Origin of the sequence: Puerhibacterium puerhi (assembly GCF_009846865.1) — a bacterium.
GTDB classification, from domain to species: Bacteria; Actinomycetota; Actinomycetes; order Actinomycetales; family Cellulomonadaceae; genus Puerhibacterium; species Puerhibacterium puerhi.
Window position 1 is genome coordinate 1 of the sequence record NZ_WUWN01000015.1, and the last position, 21,834, is coordinate 21,834.

Consider the following 21,834-nt stretch of genomic DNA (forward strand, 5'->3'; position numbering starts at 1 on the left):
CGCGCCGGACGGTGCCGCCCGGGGCAGTGCCGTGCAGGCGCCGCCCGCGCCCTCCGCGCACGGCCGCCCGGCGCGCGACGACCGCCCGGCGCGCGACGACCGCCCCGCCGTGCCGACCTCCGGCGCGCCGGGGCGCTCCCCGCAGGCGTCCGCCGTCGCGGTGGTCGAGCGTCCGGTCGAGCTGGCCATCCCCGCGCAGGAGGTGCCGCGACCCCGGACCGCCGGCCCTGACGAGCGCCCGGTCGAGCGGTTCGCCGACGCGTCGGGCCTCCCCGCACCGGACCTTCCCGTGACCGTCCAGTCGGTGGCGGTCAACGAGGCCGACGCGGCGTGGCTCGCCGGCGTCCCGCTCAAGGATCCCGCCGCGGCCGACGACCCCGGCCCGGACTGGGGCCCTCCCGGGTCCCCGGCGGCCGACCCGGTGCCGGCGCGCCCGGCGGCGAGCGCGCCGGTCGCGAGCCCTGTCGCCACGCCCCCGGCCGCGCCGGCGGCCGCCCCGGCACCCGCGGCTGCCCCGCCGGCTGCCGCTCCTGCTGCCGCGCCCGCGTCGGCGCCCGTGCCGGCTCCTGCAGGTCTGCGGCGTGAGTCCCCGCTCGAGGCGGTGCAGCGCCACGCGCTGCAGGCCCGCGGCGCGGCGCCCGCGCCGCCGGCCGGCGCCGGTGCGCGCCCGACCGTCCCGGACGCCTACTACGACGACGTCTCCGCCGACGACCCGGACATCACGTCCACCGGGCTGGTCGGCGTGCCGCTCGTGGTGCGGATGCTCGACGGCACGGTGATCGAGGAGAAGCTGGACAACGAGTGACGCCGCGAGGCCCAGCCGACAGCGCCTACCCTGGCGGGGTGCCCGCCGCATCGCCCACCGTGCTGAACATCGTCGCCGCCGTGATCGTCCGCGACGGGCGGTTCCTGCTCGTCCGCAAGCGCGGGACGGCGGCGTTCATGCAGGTGGGCGGCAAGATCGAGCCGGGCGAGGAGCCGCTGGCGGCGCTGCTGCGCGAGGTCGCCGAGGAGATCGGGGCCGACGTCGCGCCGGACGCCGTGCGCCCGCTCGGCCGCTGGTCGGCCGTCGCGGCCAACGAGCCCGACCACGTGGTCGACGCGCACGCGTTCGCGGTCGAGCTGCCGGCCGGGTTCGACCCGCGGCCTCAGGCCGAGCTCGAGGACCTCGTGTGGGTCGACCCGGCGGCGCCGGTCACGCCCTACCCCGTCGCGCCGCTGTCCCTCGACCTGCTGGCCGCCGCCGTCGACGCCGGGCGCTGACCGGCGCGCTGCCCGGCGCCGGCGCGCCGGCCGGCACCGCCCGGCCGACGCGCCGACCGGCGTCAGACAGCGGTGACGTGCACGACGAGCGCCTGGACCGGCCACAGCGTCGGCAGCTGCAGCCCGATCTCGCTCAGCACGCGCCCGGGCAGCACCACCGGCTCCTTGCCGATCCACGCCGGCGTGATCCAGCCCCACCGCCCGGCGCCGATCTCGTCGCGGACCCGCACGGCGTAACGGCGCTGCGGGTCCAGCCCCTCGAGGCGCACCCGCTCGGTCAGCGCCTCCTCGAGCGACGCCACGGTGGCCACCGTGAACACCGCCTCGCCGCGGTCGGCGGCCACGACGCCCCGCACCCGCAGCGCGGGGTCCACCACGTCGGGGTGCACCACCGTGCCGGAGTGCAGCAGGCCGCGCAGCTCCTTGTACAGCGCGCCGAACGCGGTGATGGCGGCGGTCTCCTCCTCGCTGCACTGCAGGATGTCCCACTCGAAGCCCGCCGAGCCCTGCAGCGAGGTGGCGATCCGGTAGGACAGCGCCGCCGCCCGCCCCGAGGAGTGCGCGGGGGAGGGGCCCACGTGCGCACCGATCAGCTCCGGCGGCAGCACCAGCTCCGTCCAGCGCTGGATGTCCTGGCGCTCGACCGGGTCGTTGGAGTCCGAGGCCCACACCCGGTCGGTGCGGGCGAGGATCCCCAGGTCGGTGCGGGCGCCGCCCGAGGAGCACGACTCGATCTCCAGGCCCGGGTGGTCCGCCTTGAGCCGCTCGATCAGCCGGTAGGCGGCCAGCGTCTGCGCGTGCGTGCCCGGGGCGCCGTCGTGCACCGGCTCGACGAGGTCGCGGTTGTGGTCCCACTTGACGAAGTCGACGCCGAGCCGGCCGATCACCGCCGACATCTGCGCCCGGACGTGCTCCCACGCCTCGGGCCGGGCCAGGTCGAGCACGTACTGCGTGCGGAACGACAGGCCGTCCGGGGACGGCACCGACGCCGGGTTGGCGAGCAGCCAGTCCGGGTGGGCCCGGGCCAGGTCCGAGTCGAGGTTGACCATCTCCGGCTCGAACCACAGCCCGAGCTGCATGCCGAGGGAGTGCACCAGCTCGGCCAGCGGCTCGAGGCCGTCGGGCCACACGGCCGGGTCGACCTCCCAGTCGCCGAGGCCGGCGGTGTCGTCGCGGCGGGCCAGGAACCACCCGTCGTCGAGCACGAACCGCTCGACCCCGACGGCCGCGGCGCGGCGCGCGAGCTGCTCGAGCCGGGCCGGGTCGTGGTCGAAGTAGACGGCCTCCCAGGTGTTGAGCACGAGCGGGCGCGGCGTGCGCGGGTGCTGCGGCCGGGCCCGCAGCCAGGTGTGGAACCGCGAGGCGACGCCGTCGAGGCCCGCGGCCGACCACGCGAAGTACGCCGTCGGGGTGCTGTACGACTCGCCCGGGGCCAGGCGGATCTCGGCGGGGCGCAGCAGCTCGCCCGCCCCGAGCAGCGTCGCGTGCTCGGTCACCCGGTCGGTGCGGTGACGCACGTCGGCGCTCCACCCCAGGTGCACCGCCCACACCTCGCCGGTGCGGTTGCGCGGCGCCCCGGCGGACGCGAGCGTCACCCACGGCGCGTCGTGCCCGCCGCGGCCGCGGCGCGACTCGCGCGTGGTGGTCCCGCGGGGCATCGGCGTGGTCAGCGGCGACTTCTCGCGCGTCCAGCGCCCGCCGAAGGTGGTCAGGTGGTCGGCGGTCCGGGCCACGGGCAGGGTGGCCTCGAGCCAGACGACCTCGACCTCGCCGGGGGCGTCGTTGACCAGCTCGTGCTCGAGCAGCACCAGGCCGCCGGCGCCGATCTCGAGGCGGGTGCGCAGGGTCAGGCCGGCGTCGGCGTCGGTGGCCACGACGTCCGCGCGCCCGTCGTCCGCCTGCTCCACCCGGGCCGTCCACCGCGGGAACAGCGGGCGGCCGTCGCGCGTGGCGAGCAGGCCGGGTCGCCCCGCCCAGCCGTCGGACTCCTGGGGCACCAGCGGCAGGCGCCACGCGGCGTCGAGCGTGCCGGGCGGGGTCTGGCGGCTGGTGGCCCGGTCCAGCGCCGCGAGGTCGGCCGGCTCGAGCGGGCCGAGGTCGGCCCCCCAGTGCAGCACGGCGGGCAGGCCGGCGGTCGGCAGGGCGACGACGACGGCGACGCCGTCGCGGCGCAGGACGGTCCAGGTGGGCTGCTCGGTCACGGTTCTCCCTCGGGTGCGGGGGCGGAGGATCGGTGCTGGAGGGTGTCGCGGTCGACGGGGATGGTGCGCAGGACGTGCAGCGCGCCGCCGATCGCCGCGGCGGTGCCGACATCGGTGGACAGCAGCACGGTGGGTGCGCTGAGCGTCCGGCTCAGCGCGCGCTCTTCGAGCTCGGCGAGGATCAGGCGCTGGTAGAGGGGGCCGGTGGTGACGAAGGCCGGCCCGGCCAGCACCACCGTGTCGAGGTCGAAGAGGTTCACGAGCGTCACGGCCGCCTGCCCGACCCACCGCGCCGAGCGCTCCAGGATGGCCGTGGCGGCCGGGTCGCCGGCGCGCCAGGCGCGGGCCACCCGCTCGAAGTCCGCGAGCGTGCTGTCGATCGCCCCGCGGACGCCGAGGCGCTCGGCGAGCGGCTCGTCGGCGAGCACCTGCTCGACCACGGTGCGGGGCCCGGCCTCCGCCTGGGCGCAGCCGCGGTTGCCGCAGACGCACGGCGTGCGGCCGCCGCTGAGCGCCACGTGGCCGATCTCGACGGCGTTGGACGCGCGGCCGCGGTAGGCGTCGCCGTCGACGACGACGCCGCCGCCGATGCCGGAGGCCATGTAGATCAGCCCGAACGTGTCGGTGGCGACCGTCCCGGCCCACTGCTCGCCGAGGGCCGCGGCGGTGGCGTCGTTCTCCAGCAGCACGGGGAGCCCCAGGCGCTGCGAGAGGGTCGAGGTGAGCGGGTACTCGAGCCACTCCGGCGTGGGCTGCGCCGTGAGGAGCACCCCGCGCTCGCGGTCCTGCGGGCCGTGCGTCACGAGGCAGACGCCCAGCACCCGGTCCCGCGGGACCTGGGCGCTGTGGAGCAGGTCGGTCACGTGGTCGGCCAGCGTCGTCACGGTCTCCTCGGGCCCGCTGGTGCCCGAGCCGCGCAGCCCTGCCGAGGCCACGCGGCCGCCGGCGAAGTCGACGACGACGATCGTCGTCGTCGTGCGGTCCACCTGGATGCCGACGGCGTACCAGGCCGACGGGTCGAGCTCCAGCAGGCGCCGGGGCTGGCCGCGGCCCTGCAGCGACTCGCGGCCGACCTCGTGGACGAGGCCGTCGTCGATGAGCCGGCGCACGACGTTGGTGATGGTGGCGGCCGTCAGGCCCGACTGCTCCGCGAGCTCGACCCGGCTGAGGGTGCCGGCCGTGCGCAGGAGGTCCAGCATGCGCGCGGCGGTCGCCCGCCCCGCACCATTGTGCAGCATCGTCGCCCTCTCGAACTGGTGGTCGCGTCCTACTTGACCACTTTAATTAAGTGAGTCAAGAATACACGGCGACGCCGCTCCCGGTGGCGTCCGGCCGGCGAGGTGGCAGGCCGACGAGGACTGCGGGCGCTGCTGCCCGGCAGAAAGGACCGACGATGCTCCACAAGACCCGCACCCGGCGTCGTGCCGCGGTGCTCGCGGGCGCTGCGGCGCTCGGCCTGCTCCTGACCGCGTGCTCCGGCTCGTCCGGCGGCGGCACCGGCGAGTCCAGCGGCGGCGGTGGCGGCGACGCCACGCTCGTGGCCTACACCGGCCAGGCGGGTGACTACCAGATCAACTTCAACCCGTTCTCGCCGACGCGGATCGGCGGCCTCGGCACCATCTACGAGCCGCTGTTCTTCCTCAACAAGGCGGAGGTCGGCGACCCCGTGCCGCTGCTCGGCACCGAGCAGTCGTGGAACGAGGACGGCACGGTGCTCACCGTGACGCTGCGCGAGGGCGTCACCTGGAGCGACGGCGAGGCGTTCACGGCCGACGACGTCGTGTTCACGTTCGAGCTGCTCAAGAGCACACCGGCCATCAACAGCATCGGCTTCGACGCCGACGTGGCGGCCGTCGACGACACGCACGTGACGTTCACCTTCGGCGCGCCGGCGTTCGTCAAGGGCCCCGACGTCCTCAACACCCCGATCGTGCCCGAGCACCTGTGGAAGGACGTCAACCCCACCGAGGACGTCATCGAGGAGCCGGTCGGCACGGGCGCCTACGTGCTCGGCGACTACAAGCCGCAGGCGTTCACCTACGACGCGAACCCCGACTACTGGGGCGGCGAGCCGGCCGTGAAGCACATCCGCTTCCTGGCCCTGTCCGGCAACCAGGCGGGAGCGGACGCCATCGCCGCCGGCACGGTCGACTGGCAGACCGGCCCGATCCCGGACATCCAGAACACCAACAAGAACTTCCCGAGCTACGACGCGTACACGCAGTGGCAGATGCAGATGGTGCTCGCCACGTGCTCCAGCGCCGAGATGGGCTGCACCGGCCCGCAGACCGACCCCGCGGTGCGGCAGGCGCTGTACTACGCGATCGACCGGACCCAGCTCAACAAGCTGGCCTTCCAGGAGACGGCGGGCGAGATGTCGCCGACGTTCGCCCTGACGCCCAGCCAGGACGCGTTCATCTCCGACACGGTCGAGGAGAAGACCGTGCCCATGACGGCGGACCCGGGCAAGGCGGCGGAGATCCTCGAGGCGGCGGGCTGGCAGAAGGGCTCCGACGGCATCTACGCGAAGGACGGCGAGCGCCTGTCGCTGACCGTCGAGGTGGTCACCGGCTGGACCGACTACATCACGGCGCTCGACGCGATGGCCTCGCAGGCCAAGGCCGCCGGCATCGACCTCCAGGCGGCGCAGTCGTCCTGGAACGAGTGGACCGAGAAGAAGACCTCCGGCCGCTTCCAGCTCGTCATCGACTCCCTGGGGCAGGGCCCGGCGCCCGACCCGTACTACCTGTACAACTACTACTTCTCCTCGGCGTCCGGGGCGAAGGTCGGCGAGACCGCCGGCGAGAACTTCGCGCGGTACGCCAACCCGGACGTGGACGCCGCCATCGCCGAGCTGGCGAAGCTCCCGCTGGACGACTCCGCTGCGCGCCAGCAGTACTTCGACACGATCCAGCAGGCCATCGTCAACGAGATGCCCTACATCCCCGTCATGACGGGCGGCACCACGAGCATCTGGAACACGGCGAAGTTCACGGGCTGGCCGGCCGACGACGACCTCTACGCCTTCCCGGCGGTCTGGTCGGCGCTCGACTCCGCCGAGATCTTCAAGCGCCTGGAGCCGCAGGGCTGAGGCCCTGACGTCGCCCCCGAGGAGAAGGGACCGCCGTGAGCTATTTCCTGCGCAAGCTGGGCTTCTACGTCGTGGCGTTGTGGGCCGCGCTGACCCTCAACTTCGCGATCCCCCGCCTGCTGCCCGGCAACCCGGTCGACATCCTGCTCGCCAAGCTGCAGCAGCGTGGCGGCAGCGTGACGCCGGAGACCCGGGAGGCCTACGCCCTCCTCCTCGGGGGCGACGACTCGCAGCCCCTGTGGAACCAGTACCTCAGCTACCTGGGGAACCTCTTCCGGGGCGACCTGGGCGTCTCGGTGAGCTACTACCCGGCCAAGGTGTCGGACGTCATCATGGCGTCCCTGCCCTGGACGGTGGTGCTCGTGGGGCTGTCCACCGTGATCGCCGCGGTGCTCGGCGTCCTGCTCGGCGCGTTCGTCGGCTGGCGCCCGGGCACCTGGCTCGACTCGCTCGTGCCGGCGGGGACGCTGCTCGCCGCCGTGCCGTACTTCTGGCTCGCCCTGATCCTCGCCTACCTGCTCGCGCGGGTCCTGGGGTGGTTCCCGCTGCAGGGCGGCTACGACGTCGTGCTGGACCCCGGGTGGAACGGGGAGTTCATCCTCTCCGCGGTGCAGCACGGCATCCTGCCGGCGCTGACCGTCGTGCTCGCCTCCGTCGGCGGCTGGCTGCTGGGGATGCGCAACATGATGGTCTCGACGCTGTCCGAGGACTACGTCCTCACGGCCGAGGCCAAGGGCCTGTCGCCGCTGAAGATCCTGCGCTCGTACGCCTCGCGCAACGCGGTGCTGCCGTCCGTGGCCGGCTTCGCCATCTCGCTCGGGTTCGTGGTCTCCGGCTCGGTGGTCACCGAGCAGGTGTTCTCCTACCCCGGGATCGGCGGGCGGCTGCTCGGCGCAGTGACCAACAACGACTACGCGCTGATGCAGGGCGTCTTCCTCTTCATCACGCTGGCCGTGCTCGGCGCCAACCTGGTCGTCGACCTGCTCTACGGCCTCATCGACCCGCGCACCCGCGCCCGGTCCTGACAGGAGGCCCGTCCATGACCAACGTGACCCCCGCCAACGAGCCCGTCGTCGCCGACGCGGCCGACCGGCTCGCCTCCGCGGCCGCCGAGGAGGGCCGGCGCCCGCCGCGCGGCTGGCGCATGCTGCTGCCGACGATGACGCCCTGGCTGGCCCTCGGCCTCGTCCTCGTCGCCGTGATCACGCTCTTCGGCGTCGTCGCCCCGTACCTGGTCGGCGACCCCCAGACCGTCCGCGACCAGGGCCTCACGCCGCCGTCGTCGCAGTTCCTGCTGGGCACCACCCAGACCGGCCAGGACGTGCTGGCCCAGCTCGCGTTCGCCACCCGCGGCTCGCTGCAGATCGGCCTGCTGGTCGGCGTGCTCGCCACCGTCCTGTCCGCCTTCTTCGGCATCTACGGCGCCTACCGCGGCGGCATCGTGGACGAGGCGTTCTCCCTGCTGTCGAACGTGTTCCTGGTCATCCCGGGCCTGCCGCTGGTCATCGTCATCTCGGGGTTCGTGCCCCGGGAGAGCCGCGGCCTGTGGACCATCGCCGTCGTGCTCGCGCTGACGAGCTGGGCGGCGTCGGCCCGCGTGCTGCGCGCCCAGACCCTGTCGGTGCGCAACCGCGACTACGTGGCGGCGGCCAAGGTCGCCGGCGAGAAGCCGTGGCGCGTCATCGTCGTGGAGATCCTGCCGAACCTCCTGCCGGTGCTGGCCTCGCAGTTCGTGTTCGCGGTCATCGCCGCGATCCTCGGCGAGGCGGGGCTGTCCTTCATCGGCCTCGGCGCGGCGAACTCCTCGACGCTCGGCACGATGCTCTTCTACGCCCAGAACGGGTTCGCCCTGTCGCTCGGCGCGTGGTGGTGGTTCGTGCCGCCGGGCCTGATGATCGCGCTCTTCGGCACCGGCCTGTCCCTCATCAACTTCTCGATCGACGAGATCATCAACCCCAAGCTCAAGAACCTGCGCCTGCACCGCAAGCGCGCGCGGCGGGCGGCGCGGCTCGAGCGCGAGCTGGCCCGCTCCGCGCGCCGCGGCGTCCCGGCCGACGGCGGCGCGTCCGACGGCGCGGACAGCAGGGCCCCGGAGGTGGCTTCCCGATGACCACGACAGCCCCTGTGCTCGGCGGCGGCCCGGGCGCCGCCGGCCGCGCGAGCGACGCGGTGCTCACGATCGACCACCTCACCGTCGTCTACGAGGTCGACCAGCCCGTCACCGCCGTCAAGGACGCGAGCCTGACGCTCCACCGCGGCGAGATCCTCGGCCTGGCCGGCGAGTCCGGCTGCGGCAAGACGACGCTCGCCTACGCGGTGAACCGGCTGCACCGGCCGCCGGCGCGCATCGCCGCCGGCAGCATCACGTTCCACGACCGCGGCGGCCAGGACGTCGACGTGCTGGCGCTCACCGACGCCCAGCTGCGCGCGTTCCGCTGGGACAAGCTCTCCATGGTGTTCCAGGGCGCGATGAACGCGCTCAACCCGGTCACCACGGTGCGGGCGCAGCTGCGGGACACGCTCCTGGCCCACCGGCCGGGGATGTCCCGCGCGGCGGTGCGGGCGCGCTCCGAGGAGGTGCTCGAGCGGGTGGGCGTCGACCCGCGGCGGCTCGGGTCCTACCCCCACGAGCTGTCCGGCGGCATGCGCCAGCGCGTGATGATCGCGATGGCGATGCTGCTCGAGCCGCAGATCATGATCATGGACGAGCCGACCACTGCCCTCGACGTCGTCGTCCAGCGCGAGATCCTGCGCGAGATCGTGCGGCTGCGCGACGAGCTCGACTTCGCCGTCGTCTTCATCACCCACGACCTGCCGCTGCTGCTGGAGATCAGCGACCGCATCGCCGTCATGCTGGCCGGCGAGATCGTGGAGCTCGACACCGCCGACCGCCTGTACCGCGCGGCGCAGCACCCGTACACGCGCCGGCTGCTCGGGTCGTTCCCGAGCCTGTCCGGCGCCCGCGGCGGCTTCATCCGCACCGGCGTCGACGAGACGTCGCCGGCCGAGAGCACGGAGGCCCAGGCATGACGCGCGTCCACGTGACCGACCTGGTCAAGGACTACTCCCTGCGGTCCGGGCTGCGACGCACCCGGCTGCGCGCCGTCGACCACGTGAGCCTCGACCTCGTGCCGGGTCGCACCGTGGCCCTGGTGGGGGAGTCGGGGTCCGGGAAGTCCACCATCGCCAAGATCCTCACGCGCATGGAGCGGCCCACCTCGGGCACGGTGGACGTGCGGCTCGACGACGGCACGCCCGTGCAGGGGTCGCTGTACCGCCGGCAGGTGCAGATGGTGTTCCAGGACCCGTTCGCGTCGCTCAACCCCTTCCACTCGATCGAGCACCACGTCGCGCGCCCGCTGCGGATCCACCAGCGCACCCGCACGGCGCAGGAGACGCACGAGCGCGTCCTGGAGCTCCTCGAGCGGGTCAACCTGACGCCCGCCGAGACGATCGCGCCGCGGCGCCCGCACGAGCTGTCCGGCGGGCAGCGCCAGCGCGTGGCGATCGCCCGCGCGCTGGCCCCGGGCGCCCAGGTGCTCGTCGCGGACGAGCCGGTGTCGATGCTCGACGTCTCGATCCGCCTCGGCGTGCTCAACCTGCTGGGCCGCCTCCAGCGCGAGGACCGCCTGGCCGTCCTGTACATCACGCACGACCTGGCGACCGCCCGGCACTTCTCGGACGAGATCGTGGTGCTGTACCGCGGGCGCGTCGTCGAGCGCGGGCCCGCCGACGCCGTGATCCTCGACCCCCACCACGCCTACACCCGGCTGCTCGCGATGGCGGCGCCCGACCCGGAGCGCGAGCACCGGGTCACCGCGCAGGCGGCGGTGGACCGCGAGGCGATCGACAACAGCGTGTGCTTCGACCACTTCACCGGGGAGTGGACGGAGGCGGGAGTGCCGTCCGCGACGGCCCGCGAGGTGCAGGGCGCGTGAGCGAGGAGCGAGGTGCAGCGCACGTGAGCGTGGAGTTCGTGCCCGCGGTGGTCCCGCCCGCGCGCCCGGCGCCGCCCGTCCGGCTCGCGGACGGCCTGGCCTACGGCGGGGACTACAACCCCGAGCAGTGGCCCCGCGAGGTGTGGGACGAGGACGTGCGCCTCATGCGCGAGGCGGGCGTCAACCTCGTCACGCTGGGCGTGTTCGCCTGGGGCACCGTCGAGACGTCCGACGGCGTGCGCGACTGGTCCTGGCTGGACGACGCCGTCGCGCTGCTGCACCGCCACGGCATCGGCGTCGACCTGGCGACCCCCACGGCGGCGCCGCCGAGCTGGCTGCTCAGCGCCCACCCCGAGATCGCGCCGGTCCTCGCCGACGGCTACCGCGAGCCGCCGGGGGGCCGCAACGCCTGGTGCCCCGCCTCGCCGCTGTACCGGCGGTACGCGCTGCGCCACGTCGCCGCGCTCGCGGAGCGCTACGGCCACCACCCCGCGGTGCGGCTGTGGCACGTCGGCAACGAGCTGGGCGGCGGCAACGCCCGCTGCTACTGCGACGTGTCGGCGGCGGCCTTCCGGCACTGGCTGGCCGCCCGGTACGGGTCCCTGGAGGCGGTCAACGCCGCCTGGGGCACCGCCCAGTGGGGGCACCGGTATGGGGCGTGGGACGAGATCGACCCGCCGCGCGGGCGGCACGGCGCCCCCAACCCCGGGCTGTTCCTCGACTACGAGCGCTACTCCTCCGACGCGCTGCTGGCGCACTACCTGGCGGAGAAGGAGGTCCTCGAGCGGCACTCCGCCGGGCCCGTGACGACCAACATGATGGTCGGGGCCGGCGCGCAGGTCGTCGACTACGCCGCCTGGGCGCCGCACACCGCCGTGGCGGCCAACGACCACTACACGCTCGTCGACGACCCGCTGCGCGAGCAGGACCTCGCGTTCGCCGCCGACCGCATGCGCGGCATGTCGGCGGAGCGGCGCCCGTGGCTGCTGATGGAGACCTCCACCGGCGGGCCGAGCTGGCAGCAGCGCAACCGCGCCAAGGAGGCCGGGGAGATCGAGCGCAACGCGCTCGCGCACGTCGCGCGCGGCTCGGACGGGGTCCTGTTCTTCCAGTGGCGCGCCTCGCGCGCCGGCGCGGAGCAGTTCCACTCGGCGATGCTGCCGCACAGCGGCACCCGGTCCCGGGTGTGGCAGGAGGTGGTGACGCTCGGGGCGCACCTGCGCGCGCTGGCGGAGGTCCAGGGCACGCGGGTGGAGCCGGCGCGCGCCGCGATCGTCGTCGACGACGTCGCCGGCTGGGCGCTGCAGCACGGCCTCAAGCCGCACCGCGGCCTGCGGTACGGCCGGGAGCTGCGCGCGTGGCACCGGGCGCTGTGGGAGCGGCAGGTGCTCTGCGACGTCGTGCCCCCGTGGGCGGACCTCGACGCCTACGACCTGGTCGTCGTGCCCACGCTCCTGGTCGTGGACGACGAGACGGCCCGTCGGGTCGCCGCGGTCCCCGAGCGGGGCGGCACGCTGCTCGTCACGTACCTGTCCGGCGTCTGCGAGCCGGACGCCCAGGTGCGCACCGGCGGGTTCCCCGGGGCGTTCCGCGACGTGCTCGGCGCGTGGTCGGACGAGCTCTACCCCCTGCAGGTCGGCGAGCAGGTGCTGCTCGACGACGGCGGCCGCGTCGAGGACTGGACCGAGCGCGTCCACCTCGACGGGGCGGACGCCGTCGTGCGGTACACCAGCGGACCGCTCGCCGGCGGGCCGGCCGTCACCCGCCGCGCGGTGGGCCGCGGCGCGGCCTGGTACGTGTCGGCCGCGCTGCCGCCCGACGGCGTCGACCGGGTCACCGCCCGGCTGCTGGACGACTCCGGCGTGCCGCGGACGGTCGAGGCGGACCCCGGCGTCGAGGCCGTGCGCCGCGTCGGCGACGACCGGTCCTACCTGTTCCTGCTCAACCACACCGGCACCGACCGCAAGGTCGCGGCGGCGGGCACCGACCTGCTCGCCGCGGCGGAGGTCGGCCCCGTGGTCACGATCCCCGCCGGGGGCGTGCGCGTCCTGCGCGAGCCGCCCCGCCCCGGTGCGTCCGCCGACGGCTCGGCGCCCTCTGCACTCTCAGCCTCCTCAGCCTCCTCAGCCTCCTCAGCACCGACCCTGCGACCCGAGGACCCACGATGACGTTCGTCCCCCCGACCTTCCGTCCCCTGCACGAGGGCTGGACCCTCTCCGCCGCCGCCCTGCCCGACGGCGCGCCCGACGGCCTCGCCGCGGCGCTCGCGGACGGCGTGCCCGCCGTCGTGCCCGGCGAGGCGCACCTGGACCTGCGCCGCGCGGGGCTGATCGCCGACCCGTTCGACGGCGACAACGAGGCGGCCCAGCAGTGGGTCGGCGACACTGCGTGGCGCTTCACGACCACGTTCGCGTGGTCCGACGACGGCGCCGCGCGCCACGACCTGGTCGCCCACGGCCTCGACACCGTGGCCACGGTGGAGCTCAACGGCGTCGCGGTGGGGCGGGCCGAGAACATGCACCGCTCGTACCGCTGGGACGTGCGCGAGGCCCTGCGCGAGGGCGAGAACACCCTCACCGTCACGTTCGCCGCCCCCGTGCCGGAGGCCGCCGCCCGCGCCGCGCGGGACGGCGCGCTGCCGCGCACCAACCACCACGAGTACAACCAGCTGCGCAAGATGGCCTGCTCGTTCGGCTGGGACTGGGGCATCGACGTCGCCGGGGCGGGCATCTGGAAGCCCGTCGGGCTGGACGCGTGGTCCGGCGTGCGGGTCGCGGCGGTGCGGCCGCTGGTCGACGTCGTCCCGGGCGCCGAGGGCGGGCACGACGGACTGCTGACCGTGCACGTCGAGATCGAGCGCGACGGCGTGCGCCCCGACGCCGACGTGCCGCTCGTCGTCACCGTCACGGACCCCGACGGCGAGGCGCTGCACGCCAGCGGCACCGTGCCCGCGGGCGAGACCTCCGCCGTCGTCCTGGCGACCGTGACCGACGTGCGCCGGTGGTGGCCCGTCGGGCACGGCGACCAGCCGCTGTACGGCGTCGAGGTCACCGCGTCCGCCGGCGCCGACGTCGCGGCGTGGTCGGGACGCGTCGGGTTCCGCACCGTCGAGGTCGACACCACCCCCGACGCCGCCGGCGCGCCGTTCGTGCTCAAGGTCAACGGGGAGCCGGTGCTGGTGCGCGGCGCCAACTGGATCCCCGACCACGCGTTCCTCACCGAGATCGACCGCGACCGGTACGCCCGGCGGGTGGCCGACGCGCTCGAGGCCAACGTCAACCTGCTGCGCGTGTGGGGCGGCGGCATCTACGAGTCGGACGACCTGTACGACCTGGCGGACGAGCGCGGGCTGCTGATGTGGCAGGACTTCCTGTTCGCCTGCGCGGCCTACGACGAGGGCCCGGCCATGCGCGCCGAGATCGAGGCGGAGGCCCGCGAGAACGTGACGCGGCTGGCCCCGCACCCGTCGCTGGTGATCTGGAACGGCAACAACGAGAACACCTGGGGCTCGGTGGACTGGGGCTGGGCGGGGCGTCTGGAGGGCCGTGGCTGGGGCGACGCCTACTACAGCGAGCTGCTGCCGCGCGTGCTCGCCGAGCTGGACCCCACCCGGCCGTACTCGCCGGCCAGCCCGTACTCGTTCGGCGACTACCGGCACCCCAACGACGAGCGGTACGGCACCATGCACGTCTGGGACGTGTGGAACCGCGCCGACTACACCGTCTACGCGCGGTACAAGCCGCGGTTCGTCTCCGAGTTCGGGTTCCAGGCGCCGCCCGCCTGGTCCACCCTCACCGCCGTGGTGCACGACGAGCCGCTGGACCCGTTCGGGCCGCAGATGCTGGTGCACCAGAAGGCCAACCTCGGCAACGCCAAGCTCGAGCGCGGCTGGCAGGGCCACCTGCCCGACCCGACCACGATCACCGACTGGCACTGGACCACCCAGCTCAACCAGGCGCACGCCATCCGGTTCGGCGTCGAGCACTTCCGCTCCCTGACGCCGCACAACACCGGCACGATCCTGTGGCAGCTCAACGACAACTGGCCGGTCGTGTCCTGGGCGGCGGTCGACTTCGACGAGCACCGCAAGCCGCTGTGGCACGCGCTGCGCGCGGCCTACGCCCCGCGCCTGGCCACGCTCCAGCCCCGGGCGTCGGACGCCGCCCGGGCGGCCGCGTGGGAAGGGCTCGAGCCCGAGCCCGACACCCTCGCGCTCGTCCTGGTCAACGACACGGGCGAGCCGTACGCGGGCACCTTCACCGTCACGCGCGAGGCGTTCGACGGCACGGTGCTGGCCAAGGCGACGCTCGAGGCGGCGGTGCCCGCGCGCGGTGCCGCGACGCTGACGGTGCCGGCCGACGTCGCCGCGTTCGGCGACCCGGCCGCCGAGGTGGTCGTGGCCGAGCCCGACGACGCCGCTGCCGGGTTCGCGACCGCGTACCGGCACGGGGCCGAGGTGGTGGACCAGCGGCTCGACCCGGCGCCGCTGCAGGTGCGGGCCGAGGCGACCGACGGCGGCTGCCTGCTGCACGTGACCGCCACGTCGTACGCCCGCGACGTGTTCTGCCCCGTCGACGTGGTGGACCCGGCCGCTACGGTCGACGATGGCATGGTGACCGTGCGGGCCGGCCGGGCGGTCACGCTGCGCGTGACGTCCGGCGTCGGCGCCCCGGACGCCTTCGCGGCCGCCGTGCGCTGTGCCAACGACCTCCTCCTGCCCCCCGAAGGGACCCGTCCGTGACCGTTCCCCCCGTCGTCCCCGTCGACTGGCTCACCGCGCCGACGCACCGCGTGTGGCTCGACGCCGAGTGCCGCCGCCTGCTGGCGTTCGGCACCCGCGCGGGCCTGCCCGCGGGCGGCGCGGCGTACCTCGACGACGCGGGCGAGCCGGACCCCGCCCAGGGCGTGCAGACCTGGGTCACCGCCCGCACCGCGCACGTGTACTGCCTGGGGGTGCTGCTCGGCGTGCCGGGCAGCGCCCCGGTCGCGGACGCCGCGCTCGCGGGCCTGACCGGCCGGCTGCGCGACGCCGAGCACGGCGGCTGGTTCCACGCCCTGGACGCCGACGGCGCGCCCGACGCCGCCTCGGGCAAGTCCTGCTACGACCACGCGTTCGTGCTGCTGGCGGCCTCGTCGGCGGCGCTGGCGGGCCGCCCGGGCGGGACCACGCTGCTGGCCGAGGCCGCCGACGTCTACCTGCGGTACTTCTGGGACGAGAGCGTCGGGCGACCCGTGGACACCTGGGACGTGGCGTTCACGCGGCCTGACGACTACCGCGGCCTGAACGCCACGATGCACTCGGTCGAGGCCCTGCTGTCGGTGGCGGACGCCGTCGAGGCGCTGGAGGGCCCCGAGGCCACGGCGATCGGCGGGGGAGCGGCGGCGTGGCGCGAGCGCGCCACCCGCGCGGCCCGGTTCGTGGTCGAGCTCGCCGACGCCCACGGCGACCGCCTGCCCGAGCACTTCGGGCCGGACTGGAACCCCGACCTGGAGCTCAACCGGGACCGGCCCGGCGACCCGTTCAAGCCGTACGGCGCCACGCCCGGCCACGGGCTGGAGTGGGCCCGGCTGCTGCTGCACGTGGAGGCGGCGCTCGGGAGTGGCGAGGCCGGCGACGACGAGGCGCTGGCCGCCGCGGCGGTGCGGCTGTTCGACCGGGCGGTCGCCGACGGCTGGGCCGTCGACGGGGCCGACGGTTTCGTCTACACCACCGACTGGGACGGCACGCCGGTGGAGCGCCAGCGGATGCACTGGGTGGTGGCCGAGGCGATCGGCACGGCCGCCGCGCTGCACCGCAGGACGGGCCAGCGACGGTTCGCCGACCGGTACGCCGCCTGGTGGGACTACGCCGAGCGGTACCTGATCGATCGTGCCGCCGGGTCCTGGCACCACGAGCTGGACCCGGCCAACCTCCCGGCCGCGACGGTCTGGCCCGGCAAGCCCGACCTGTACCACGCGGTGCAGACCACGCTGGTGCCCCGCCTGCCGCTGGCGCCCATGCTGGCCCGGGCGCTGCGCGAGGGGCGGCTGACGGCCGAGGGAGGGCTGGCATGAACGCCCACCTCGACATGGCACCGGCACCCGTCCCCGAGGGGCCGCTGGTGGTGATCGGCGAGACGCTGATCGACGTCGTGCCCGCCGACGGCGGTGACGGTGACGGCCGCGGCGGGGTGCGCGAGCTGCCCGGCGGCAGCCCGGCCAACGTGGCAGTCACCCTCGGCCGGCTCGGGCGGGGGCCGGTGCTGGTGACCACCCTGGCCGACGACGAGCGCGGCGCCGCCGCGTGGGACTGGCTCGAGGCCTCCGACGTGCGGGTGGTGGCCCAGCCGCCGGCCACCGGCCGGACGTCCACGGCCGCCGTGCGGCTCGCCGCCGACGGGTCGGCGACGTACGACTTCGACCTGACGTGGGACCTCGTGCCCGAGACCGTCGCCCGCGCGACGGCCGGCGCTCGGCCCGCCGTCGTGCACGCCGGCTCCATCGCCACGGTGCTCGACCCCGGCGCGGACGCCGTCGAGCAGGCCCTGCGCGCCGCCCACGGCCGAGCCCTGGTGACGTTCGACCCGAACGCCCGCCCCGGCATCACGCCGGACGTCGCGCGGGTGCTGCCGCGCGTCGAGCGGCTGGTCGCGCTCAGCGACGTGGTCAAGGTGTCCGAGGAGGACCTCGCCTGGTACCACCCCGGCACGGACCCGGTCGCCACCGCGCGCGCCTGGGCGGCCGCGGGGCCGGTGCTCGTGGTCGTCACCCGCGGCGGCGACGGCAGCGTGCTGGTCCGGGGCGACGACGTCGTGACCGTGCCCGGCGTGACCGTGGAGGTCGCCGACACCATCGGCGCGGGCGACACGTTCATGGGCGCCCTGCTCGACGCGCTCGTGACGCTCGGCGCGCACGGCCCCGGCGCACGCGAGGTGCTGGCGGTGCTGAGCGCCGCCGAGCTGCGCCGGGCGGCGTCCTGGGCGGCCGCCGCCGCGGCGATCACCGTCTCGCGGCCCGGCGCCGACCCGCCGACCCACGCCGAGCTGGAGGCCGTCGCCCAGGCGCCGGCCCCCGGACCGGACTACTAGGAGGGCCCGGGCGCGGCGGCGCCGAGCGCGTCGAGCCAGCCGCGCAGGTTCGCGGTCGAGTCCGGCACGAACGGCACCTCGTCCAGCATCCGCAGCAGCGCGGCCGGCTCCACCCACGCGCCCCACGCCACCTCCTCGGGCTGCCACGTGACCGGCCCGTCGTAGGTGCACTCGTAGAGGTAGGCGTGGTAGCGGGTGCGCTCGTCGGCGTAGTCGGCCTCGCCGAGCGGCCGCAGCGGCACCCCGGTGACGCCGAGCTCCTCGGCGAGCTCCCGCTCCGCGGACGCCGCCGGGTCCTCCCCGGCCTGCAGCACCCCGCCGGCGCAGAAGTCGTGCAGGCCGGGGTAGACGTCCTTGGTGTCGGTGCGCCGGTGCACGTAGACGCGCCCGGCCGGGTCGCGCACGACGACGGCGGTGGCCGCGTGCCGCAGGTTCTGCGCCCGCACGCGCGCCCGGTCCGCCACCTCGCCCGTGGGGTGACCGGCGTCGTCGTACAGCGCGACCAGCTCGACCATGCCGCCCATCCTGCACCCGGCGCTGCCTCGGGGCGGGCTGGTGGTGAGGGTCCCGCGGTGTCGTCCTCGCGGTGGCGGAGCGCGACGGGGCGGGACGCTCGGGGCGGCGCGGCCGGCCCACGTGGCCGGGCTCACGGCGCCGAGCCCGCGCCCGCCGTGGCAGCCGCCGGCGCCGCGGGCCTAGAATCGCCGAGGCCCGGCCGGACTCCCCGGCGGGCACGATCGCGCGCCCGGACCGCACCGGGCGCCCCGGGGACGAAGGGAGGTGGCACGCCGTGCAGCGCAGCGAGCCCCCCAGTAGTCCCCGCCGCGGCTGACGCCCCGGCGGCCCCGCCCGACCGACGCGCCAGCCGTGGCGCCGCACCCGCGCACCACTCACCCCGGCCGCACGGCCGCGCCGTCGCGCGTGTGCTCCCTGCCCCGAGCCGGCCTGTCCTGAGGCCACCGGAGGCAGCCCGCTCCCCGAGCATCCCTCGGAGCGCCGAGCACCCGCCCCGAGCGCCCGTGCGCCTGCGCCCCTGCGGAGGTCCCCATGGTCGTGTCCCAGCCCACCCGCCCCACCCGCCCGACGACGTCGCTGCCCGCGGCCCCGTCGGCGCCGTCCTCGCTGCCGTCCGCCCTGCGCGGCGTGCTGCGCGCCCGCCGCCGTCCCGGCGACCCCGTGCCGGGCGCCCGCACGGCGCCGGGCCGGGACGCCGGGCACGACGCCGTCGCCGCGGCAGCCATCTACGAGCGCGGGCGGCGCGTCTCGAGCCACGCCCGCGTCCCGGAGACCCTGCACGCCCTGCGCTCGCGGCCCGACGGGGCGGACAGCCTGGCGTGGATCGGCCTCGACCGGCCCGACGCCGACGAGCTGACCTCGCTGGCCGCCGCGTTCGACCTGCACCCGCTGGCGGTCGAGGACGCCATCCAGGCGCACCAGCGACCCAAGCTCGAGCGGTACGGCGACACGCTGTTCGTGGTGCTGCGCGCCGCGCGGTACGTCGACGCCACCGAGAGCGTCGAGTTCGGCGAGCTGCACGTGTTCGTGGGCGCGGACTTCGTGGTCACCGTGCGGCACGGCGCCTCGCCCGACCTGGCGGCCGTGCGCGCGCGGCTCGAGGACGACCCGCAGATGCTCGCCCGCGGCCCGCAGGCGGTGCTCTACGCGATCCTCGACGCCGTCGCGGACGGCTACGCGCCGGTCGTCGCGGGCCTGGAGAACGACATCGACGAGATCGAGACGGACGTGCTGGGCGGCGGCACCGAGGCCTCCCGCCGCATCTACGAGCTGTCGCGCGAGGTGGCCGACTTCCAGCGCGCCGTGCGGCCGCTGCGGCAGGTGTGCTCGGCGCTCGCGCAGGGGTCGGCCAAGTACGGCGTCGACGAGGAGCTGCAGGCGTCGCTGCGCGACGTCGCCGACCACCTCACCGAGGTCGCCGAGCGCGTGGACACGTTCCGCTCCGCCCTGCGCGACATCCTCACCGTGAACGCCACCCTCGTGGCGCAGCGGCAGAACGAGGAGGCCAAGGCCCAGAACGAGGAGATCAAGAAGATCTCCTCGTGGGCGGCCATCCTGTTCGCCCCCACGCTGGTGGGCACCGTGTACGGGATGAACTTCGACGACATCCCCGAGCTGCACTGGGCCTACGGCTACCCGTTCGCGCTGGCGGCGATGGTCGCGGTGAGCGTCACGCTGTACGGGGTGTTCCGCCTCAAGCGCTGGATCTGACGGCGGCGCCCGGCCGCCGGACGGCGCGCGCGGCCGGGCATGACATCCGTCATGCCCGGCCCGTGCAGCTCCCACACGGACCGGTGACGGCACGCACTACCGGCGGGCCCCGGGCGCCGGGAGGCTCGAGCCATGAGCCCATCACCGAAGCCAGCGACCGCGCCGATGATCTCGGTCCGCGGGGCCCGGCGCCGCTACGGCGGCTTCGAGGCCGTCCGCGGCGTCGACCTCGAGGTCCACCGCGGCGAGCTCGTCGCCCTGCTGGGCACCAACGGTGCCGGCAAGACGTCGCTCGTCGAGATGATCGAGGGTCTCGCCCCGGCCGACGGCGGCGAGGTCCGCGTGCTCGGCCACGACCCGTACCGCGAGCGCCGCCGGGTGATCGACCGGGTGGGCGTGATGCTCCAGGAGGCGGGGTTCTCCTCCGACCTCACCGTGGCCGAGACCGTGCGCATGTGGGCGTCCACGATGACCAGCCCGCGCCCGCAGGCCGAGGCGCTCGACGCCGTCGCGCTGACCCACCGCGCCGACGTGCGGGTGGCGAGCCTGTCCGGCGGCGAGCGCCGCCGCCTCGACCTGGCGCTGGCGATCCTGGGCGAGCCGGAGGTGCTGTTCCTCGACGAGCCGACCACGGGCCTGGACCCGGAGAGCCGGCAGGCCACCTGGCGGCTGGTGCGCAGCCTGCAGGCGGCGGGCACCACGGTGCTGCTGACCACCCACTACCTCGACGAGGCCGAGGCGCTCGCCGACCGCGTCGCGATCATGAGCGGCGGGCGCATCGTGCGCGAGGGCACCGTGGCCGACGTCGTCGCGGCCGAGCCCGCCACGATCGAGCTCGAGGCGCGCGACGCCGCCGGGCGCACCGTCGTCGTCGACCCGGAGGACCTGCCGCCGCTGGCCGGTCTCCTCGACGCCACGGTGGACCGCGAGCGGGTGCGGTTGCGCACCGAGCGGCTGCAGGAGGACCTCGAGGCCGTGCTCGCCTGGGCCCGCCGCCTGGAGCTGCGCCTGCACCACCTCGACGCGCGGTCGGCGTCGCTGGAGCAGGCGTTCCTGGCCCTCGCGGAGCGGACCGCCGCCGGCCCCGCACCGTCCGGCACCGCATCGTCCGACGCCGGCACGCCCGCCGCCGGCCCGAACCGACCGGAGGTGGTCGCATGAGCGCCGCACCCGTCACCCCGTCCACGGCCTCGACCGAGGCGCACGCCGGTGCGGCCCGCCGCGGCACCGCGTCGCGCCGCCCGGCGGCGTTCTCGCTGCGCCGCGTGGCCGCCCTGGCCCGGGCGGAGACCCTGCTGCTGCTGCGCAACGGCACGGCGCTGTTCAACGCGGTCGCGATCAGCCCGTTGTTCGTGCTGTTCTTCTCGACGATCTCGGGCACCCTCGGGCCGGACGCCGACCCGGACGTGGCCGGTCCGCTGATCCTGCAGCAGCTGGCCGCGATGAGCCTGCTGTTCGTCGTGTACTACAACCTCACCACCACCTACGTGGCGCGCCGCCAGGAGCTGGTGCTCAAGCGGCTGCTGACGGGCGAGTGCTCGCGGCCCGAGCTGCTGGCGGCGGCGGCCGTGCCCGCTCTGCTGATCACGGCGGTGCAGCTCGTGCTCGGGTATGCCGCCGTGGCGCTGCTGCTCGCCCCGCCGCCGCTGGCCAACCCGGTGCTGGTGGTCGTGGCGCTCGTGCTGGTCACCCCGACGCTGGTGCTGCTGGCCGCGGCCACCTCGGGCGTCTCGCGGACCGTGGAGTCGGCGCAGCTGACCACGCTGCCGGCCCTGGCGGTGCTCATGGTGTTCTCCGGCGTCGTCGCCCCGGCCGGGGGCGGCGGGTTCGACGACGTCGCCCGGTTCACCCCGATGCACGCCGTCGCGTCGCTGTTCCGGCTCGGCCTGACCGGGACCGACGCCGACGGCGCCGCACTCGCCCTGGGCGAGACGTTCGCCCAGGCCGCGCTGCCGGTGGCGGTGCTGCTCGCGTGGCTGGGGCTGGCCTGGTACGCCGCCCGGCGGTGGATGCGGTGGGAGCCGCAGCGCTGAGCGGGCGCCGGGCGG

At 75.4% G+C, this 21,834-nt stretch carries 16 protein-coding genes and 1 pseudogene; 14 read left to right on the top strand and 3 right to left on the bottom strand.

Translation table 11 applies throughout. The features are described 5' to 3' along the window. Positions 1-805, top strand: a pseudogene (locus GSF02_RS09770) (hypothetical protein); the annotation flags it as partial. 38 nt (positions 806-843) lie between these two features. After that, positions 844-1,263: an NUDIX hydrolase gene (locus GSF02_RS09775; protein WP_159795299.1), complete on the top strand. Its 420-nt coding sequence runs from the start codon at positions 844-846 to the stop codon at positions 1,261-1,263. Positions 1,264-1,325: 62 nt separating this feature from the next. Here the strand turns inward: GSF02_RS09775 and GSF02_RS09780 are convergent, their stop codons facing one another. Both GSF02_RS09780 and GSF02_RS09785 read right to left on the bottom strand, forming a co-directional pair. Beyond that, entirely contained in the window at positions 1,326-3,464 is a 2,139-nt protein-coding gene (locus GSF02_RS09780) for an alpha-galactosidase (protein WP_159795302.1), read from the bottom strand. After that, positions 3,461-4,702: an ROK family transcriptional regulator gene (locus GSF02_RS09785; RefSeq protein ID WP_159795305.1), complete on the bottom strand. Its 1,242-nt coding sequence runs from the start codon at positions 4,700-4,702 to the stop codon at positions 3,461-3,463. Before GSF02_RS09785 ends, GSF02_RS09780 begins: the two co-directional genes overlap by 4 nt. 155 nt (positions 4,703-4,857) lie before the next feature. On the opposite strand from GSF02_RS09785, the gene GSF02_RS09790 reads away from it, so the two are divergent. From GSF02_RS09790 to GSF02_RS09830, 9 genes are read left to right on the top strand one after another with little or no spacing between them, the layout of a single operon-like run. Then, on the top strand, positions 4,858-6,555 hold the full coding sequence (locus GSF02_RS09790) for an ABC transporter substrate-binding protein (protein WP_159795308.1): 1,698 nt from the start codon (positions 4,858-4,860) through the stop codon (positions 6,553-6,555). 35 nt (positions 6,556-6,590) lie between these two features. After that, positions 6,591-7,580 carry an ABC transporter permease gene (locus GSF02_RS09795; protein ID WP_159795311.1) on the top strand — a complete coding sequence of 330 codons (990 nt, stop codon included), beginning with the start codon at positions 6,591-6,593 and terminating at the stop codon, positions 7,578-7,580. Between the two features lie 14 nt (positions 7,581-7,594). Further along, the gene (locus GSF02_RS09800; protein ID WP_159795314.1) at positions 7,595-8,665 is read left to right on the top strand and encodes an ABC transporter permease; all 1,071 of its coding nucleotides are present in this window, start codon (positions 7,595-7,597) and stop codon (positions 8,663-8,665) included. Continuing rightward, positions 8,662-9,585 (top strand): ABC transporter ATP-binding protein, encoded by a 924-nt coding sequence (locus GSF02_RS09805; protein WP_159795317.1) that lies wholly within the window; start codon positions 8,662-8,664, stop codon positions 9,583-9,585. Before GSF02_RS09800 ends, GSF02_RS09805 begins: the two co-directional genes overlap by 4 nt. Continuing rightward, on the top strand, positions 9,582-10,493 hold the full coding sequence (locus GSF02_RS09810; protein ID WP_159795320.1) for an ABC transporter ATP-binding protein: 912 nt from the start codon (positions 9,582-9,584) through the stop codon (positions 10,491-10,493). Before GSF02_RS09805 ends, GSF02_RS09810 begins: the two co-directional genes overlap by 4 nt. Beyond that, positions 10,490-12,661 carry a beta-galactosidase gene (locus GSF02_RS09815; RefSeq protein ID WP_235915486.1) on the top strand — a complete coding sequence of 724 codons (2,172 nt, stop codon included), beginning with the start codon at positions 10,490-10,492 and terminating at the stop codon, positions 12,659-12,661. The genes GSF02_RS09810 and GSF02_RS09815 overlap by 4 nt, the downstream gene beginning before the upstream one ends. Continuing rightward, a complete protein-coding gene (locus GSF02_RS09820; protein ID WP_159795323.1) occupies positions 12,658-15,234 on the top strand; it encodes a glycoside hydrolase family 2 protein in 2,577 nt (858 codons plus the stop codon). Before GSF02_RS09815 ends, GSF02_RS09820 begins: the two co-directional genes overlap by 4 nt. Next, positions 15,231-16,547 (top strand): AGE family epimerase/isomerase, encoded by a 1,317-nt coding sequence (locus GSF02_RS09825; RefSeq protein WP_159795326.1) that lies wholly within the window; start codon positions 15,231-15,233, stop codon positions 16,545-16,547. The genes GSF02_RS09820 and GSF02_RS09825 overlap by 4 nt, the downstream gene beginning before the upstream one ends. After that, positions 16,544-17,560, top strand: coding sequence for a carbohydrate kinase family protein (locus GSF02_RS09830; RefSeq protein ID WP_235915487.1), 1,017 nt, complete (start codon positions 16,544-16,546; stop codon positions 17,558-17,560). Before GSF02_RS09825 ends, GSF02_RS09830 begins: the two co-directional genes overlap by 4 nt. Here the strand turns inward: GSF02_RS09830 and GSF02_RS09835 are convergent. Further along, complete coding sequence (locus GSF02_RS09835) at positions 17,557-18,075, bottom strand: NUDIX hydrolase (protein ID WP_235915488.1); 519 nt, start codon at positions 18,073-18,075, stop codon at positions 17,557-17,559. The genes GSF02_RS09830 and GSF02_RS09835 overlap by 4 nt on opposite strands. Positions 18,076-18,607: 532 nt before the next feature. Here GSF02_RS09835 and GSF02_RS09840 point away from each other — a divergent pair. The 3 genes from GSF02_RS09840 to GSF02_RS09850 all read left to right on the top strand — a co-directional run bounded on the left by GSF02_RS09840 (position 18,608) and on the right by GSF02_RS09850 (position 21,819). After that, entirely contained in the window at positions 18,608-19,786 is a 1,179-nt protein-coding gene (locus tag GSF02_RS09840; RefSeq protein WP_159795332.1) for a magnesium and cobalt transport protein CorA, read from the top strand. A gap of 132 nt (positions 19,787-19,918) precedes the next feature. Beyond that, positions 19,919-20,947, top strand: a complete 1,029-nt coding sequence (locus GSF02_RS19025) for an ABC transporter ATP-binding protein (protein WP_201308870.1) — start codon at positions 19,919-19,921, stop codon at positions 20,945-20,947. Beyond that, the gene (locus GSF02_RS09850) at positions 20,944-21,819 is read left to right on the top strand and encodes an ABC transporter permease (RefSeq protein WP_159795335.1); all 876 of its coding nucleotides are present in this window, start codon (positions 20,944-20,946) and stop codon (positions 21,817-21,819) included. The genes GSF02_RS19025 and GSF02_RS09850 overlap by 4 nt, the downstream gene beginning before the upstream one ends. Positions 21,820-21,834: the final 15 nt, after the last annotated feature.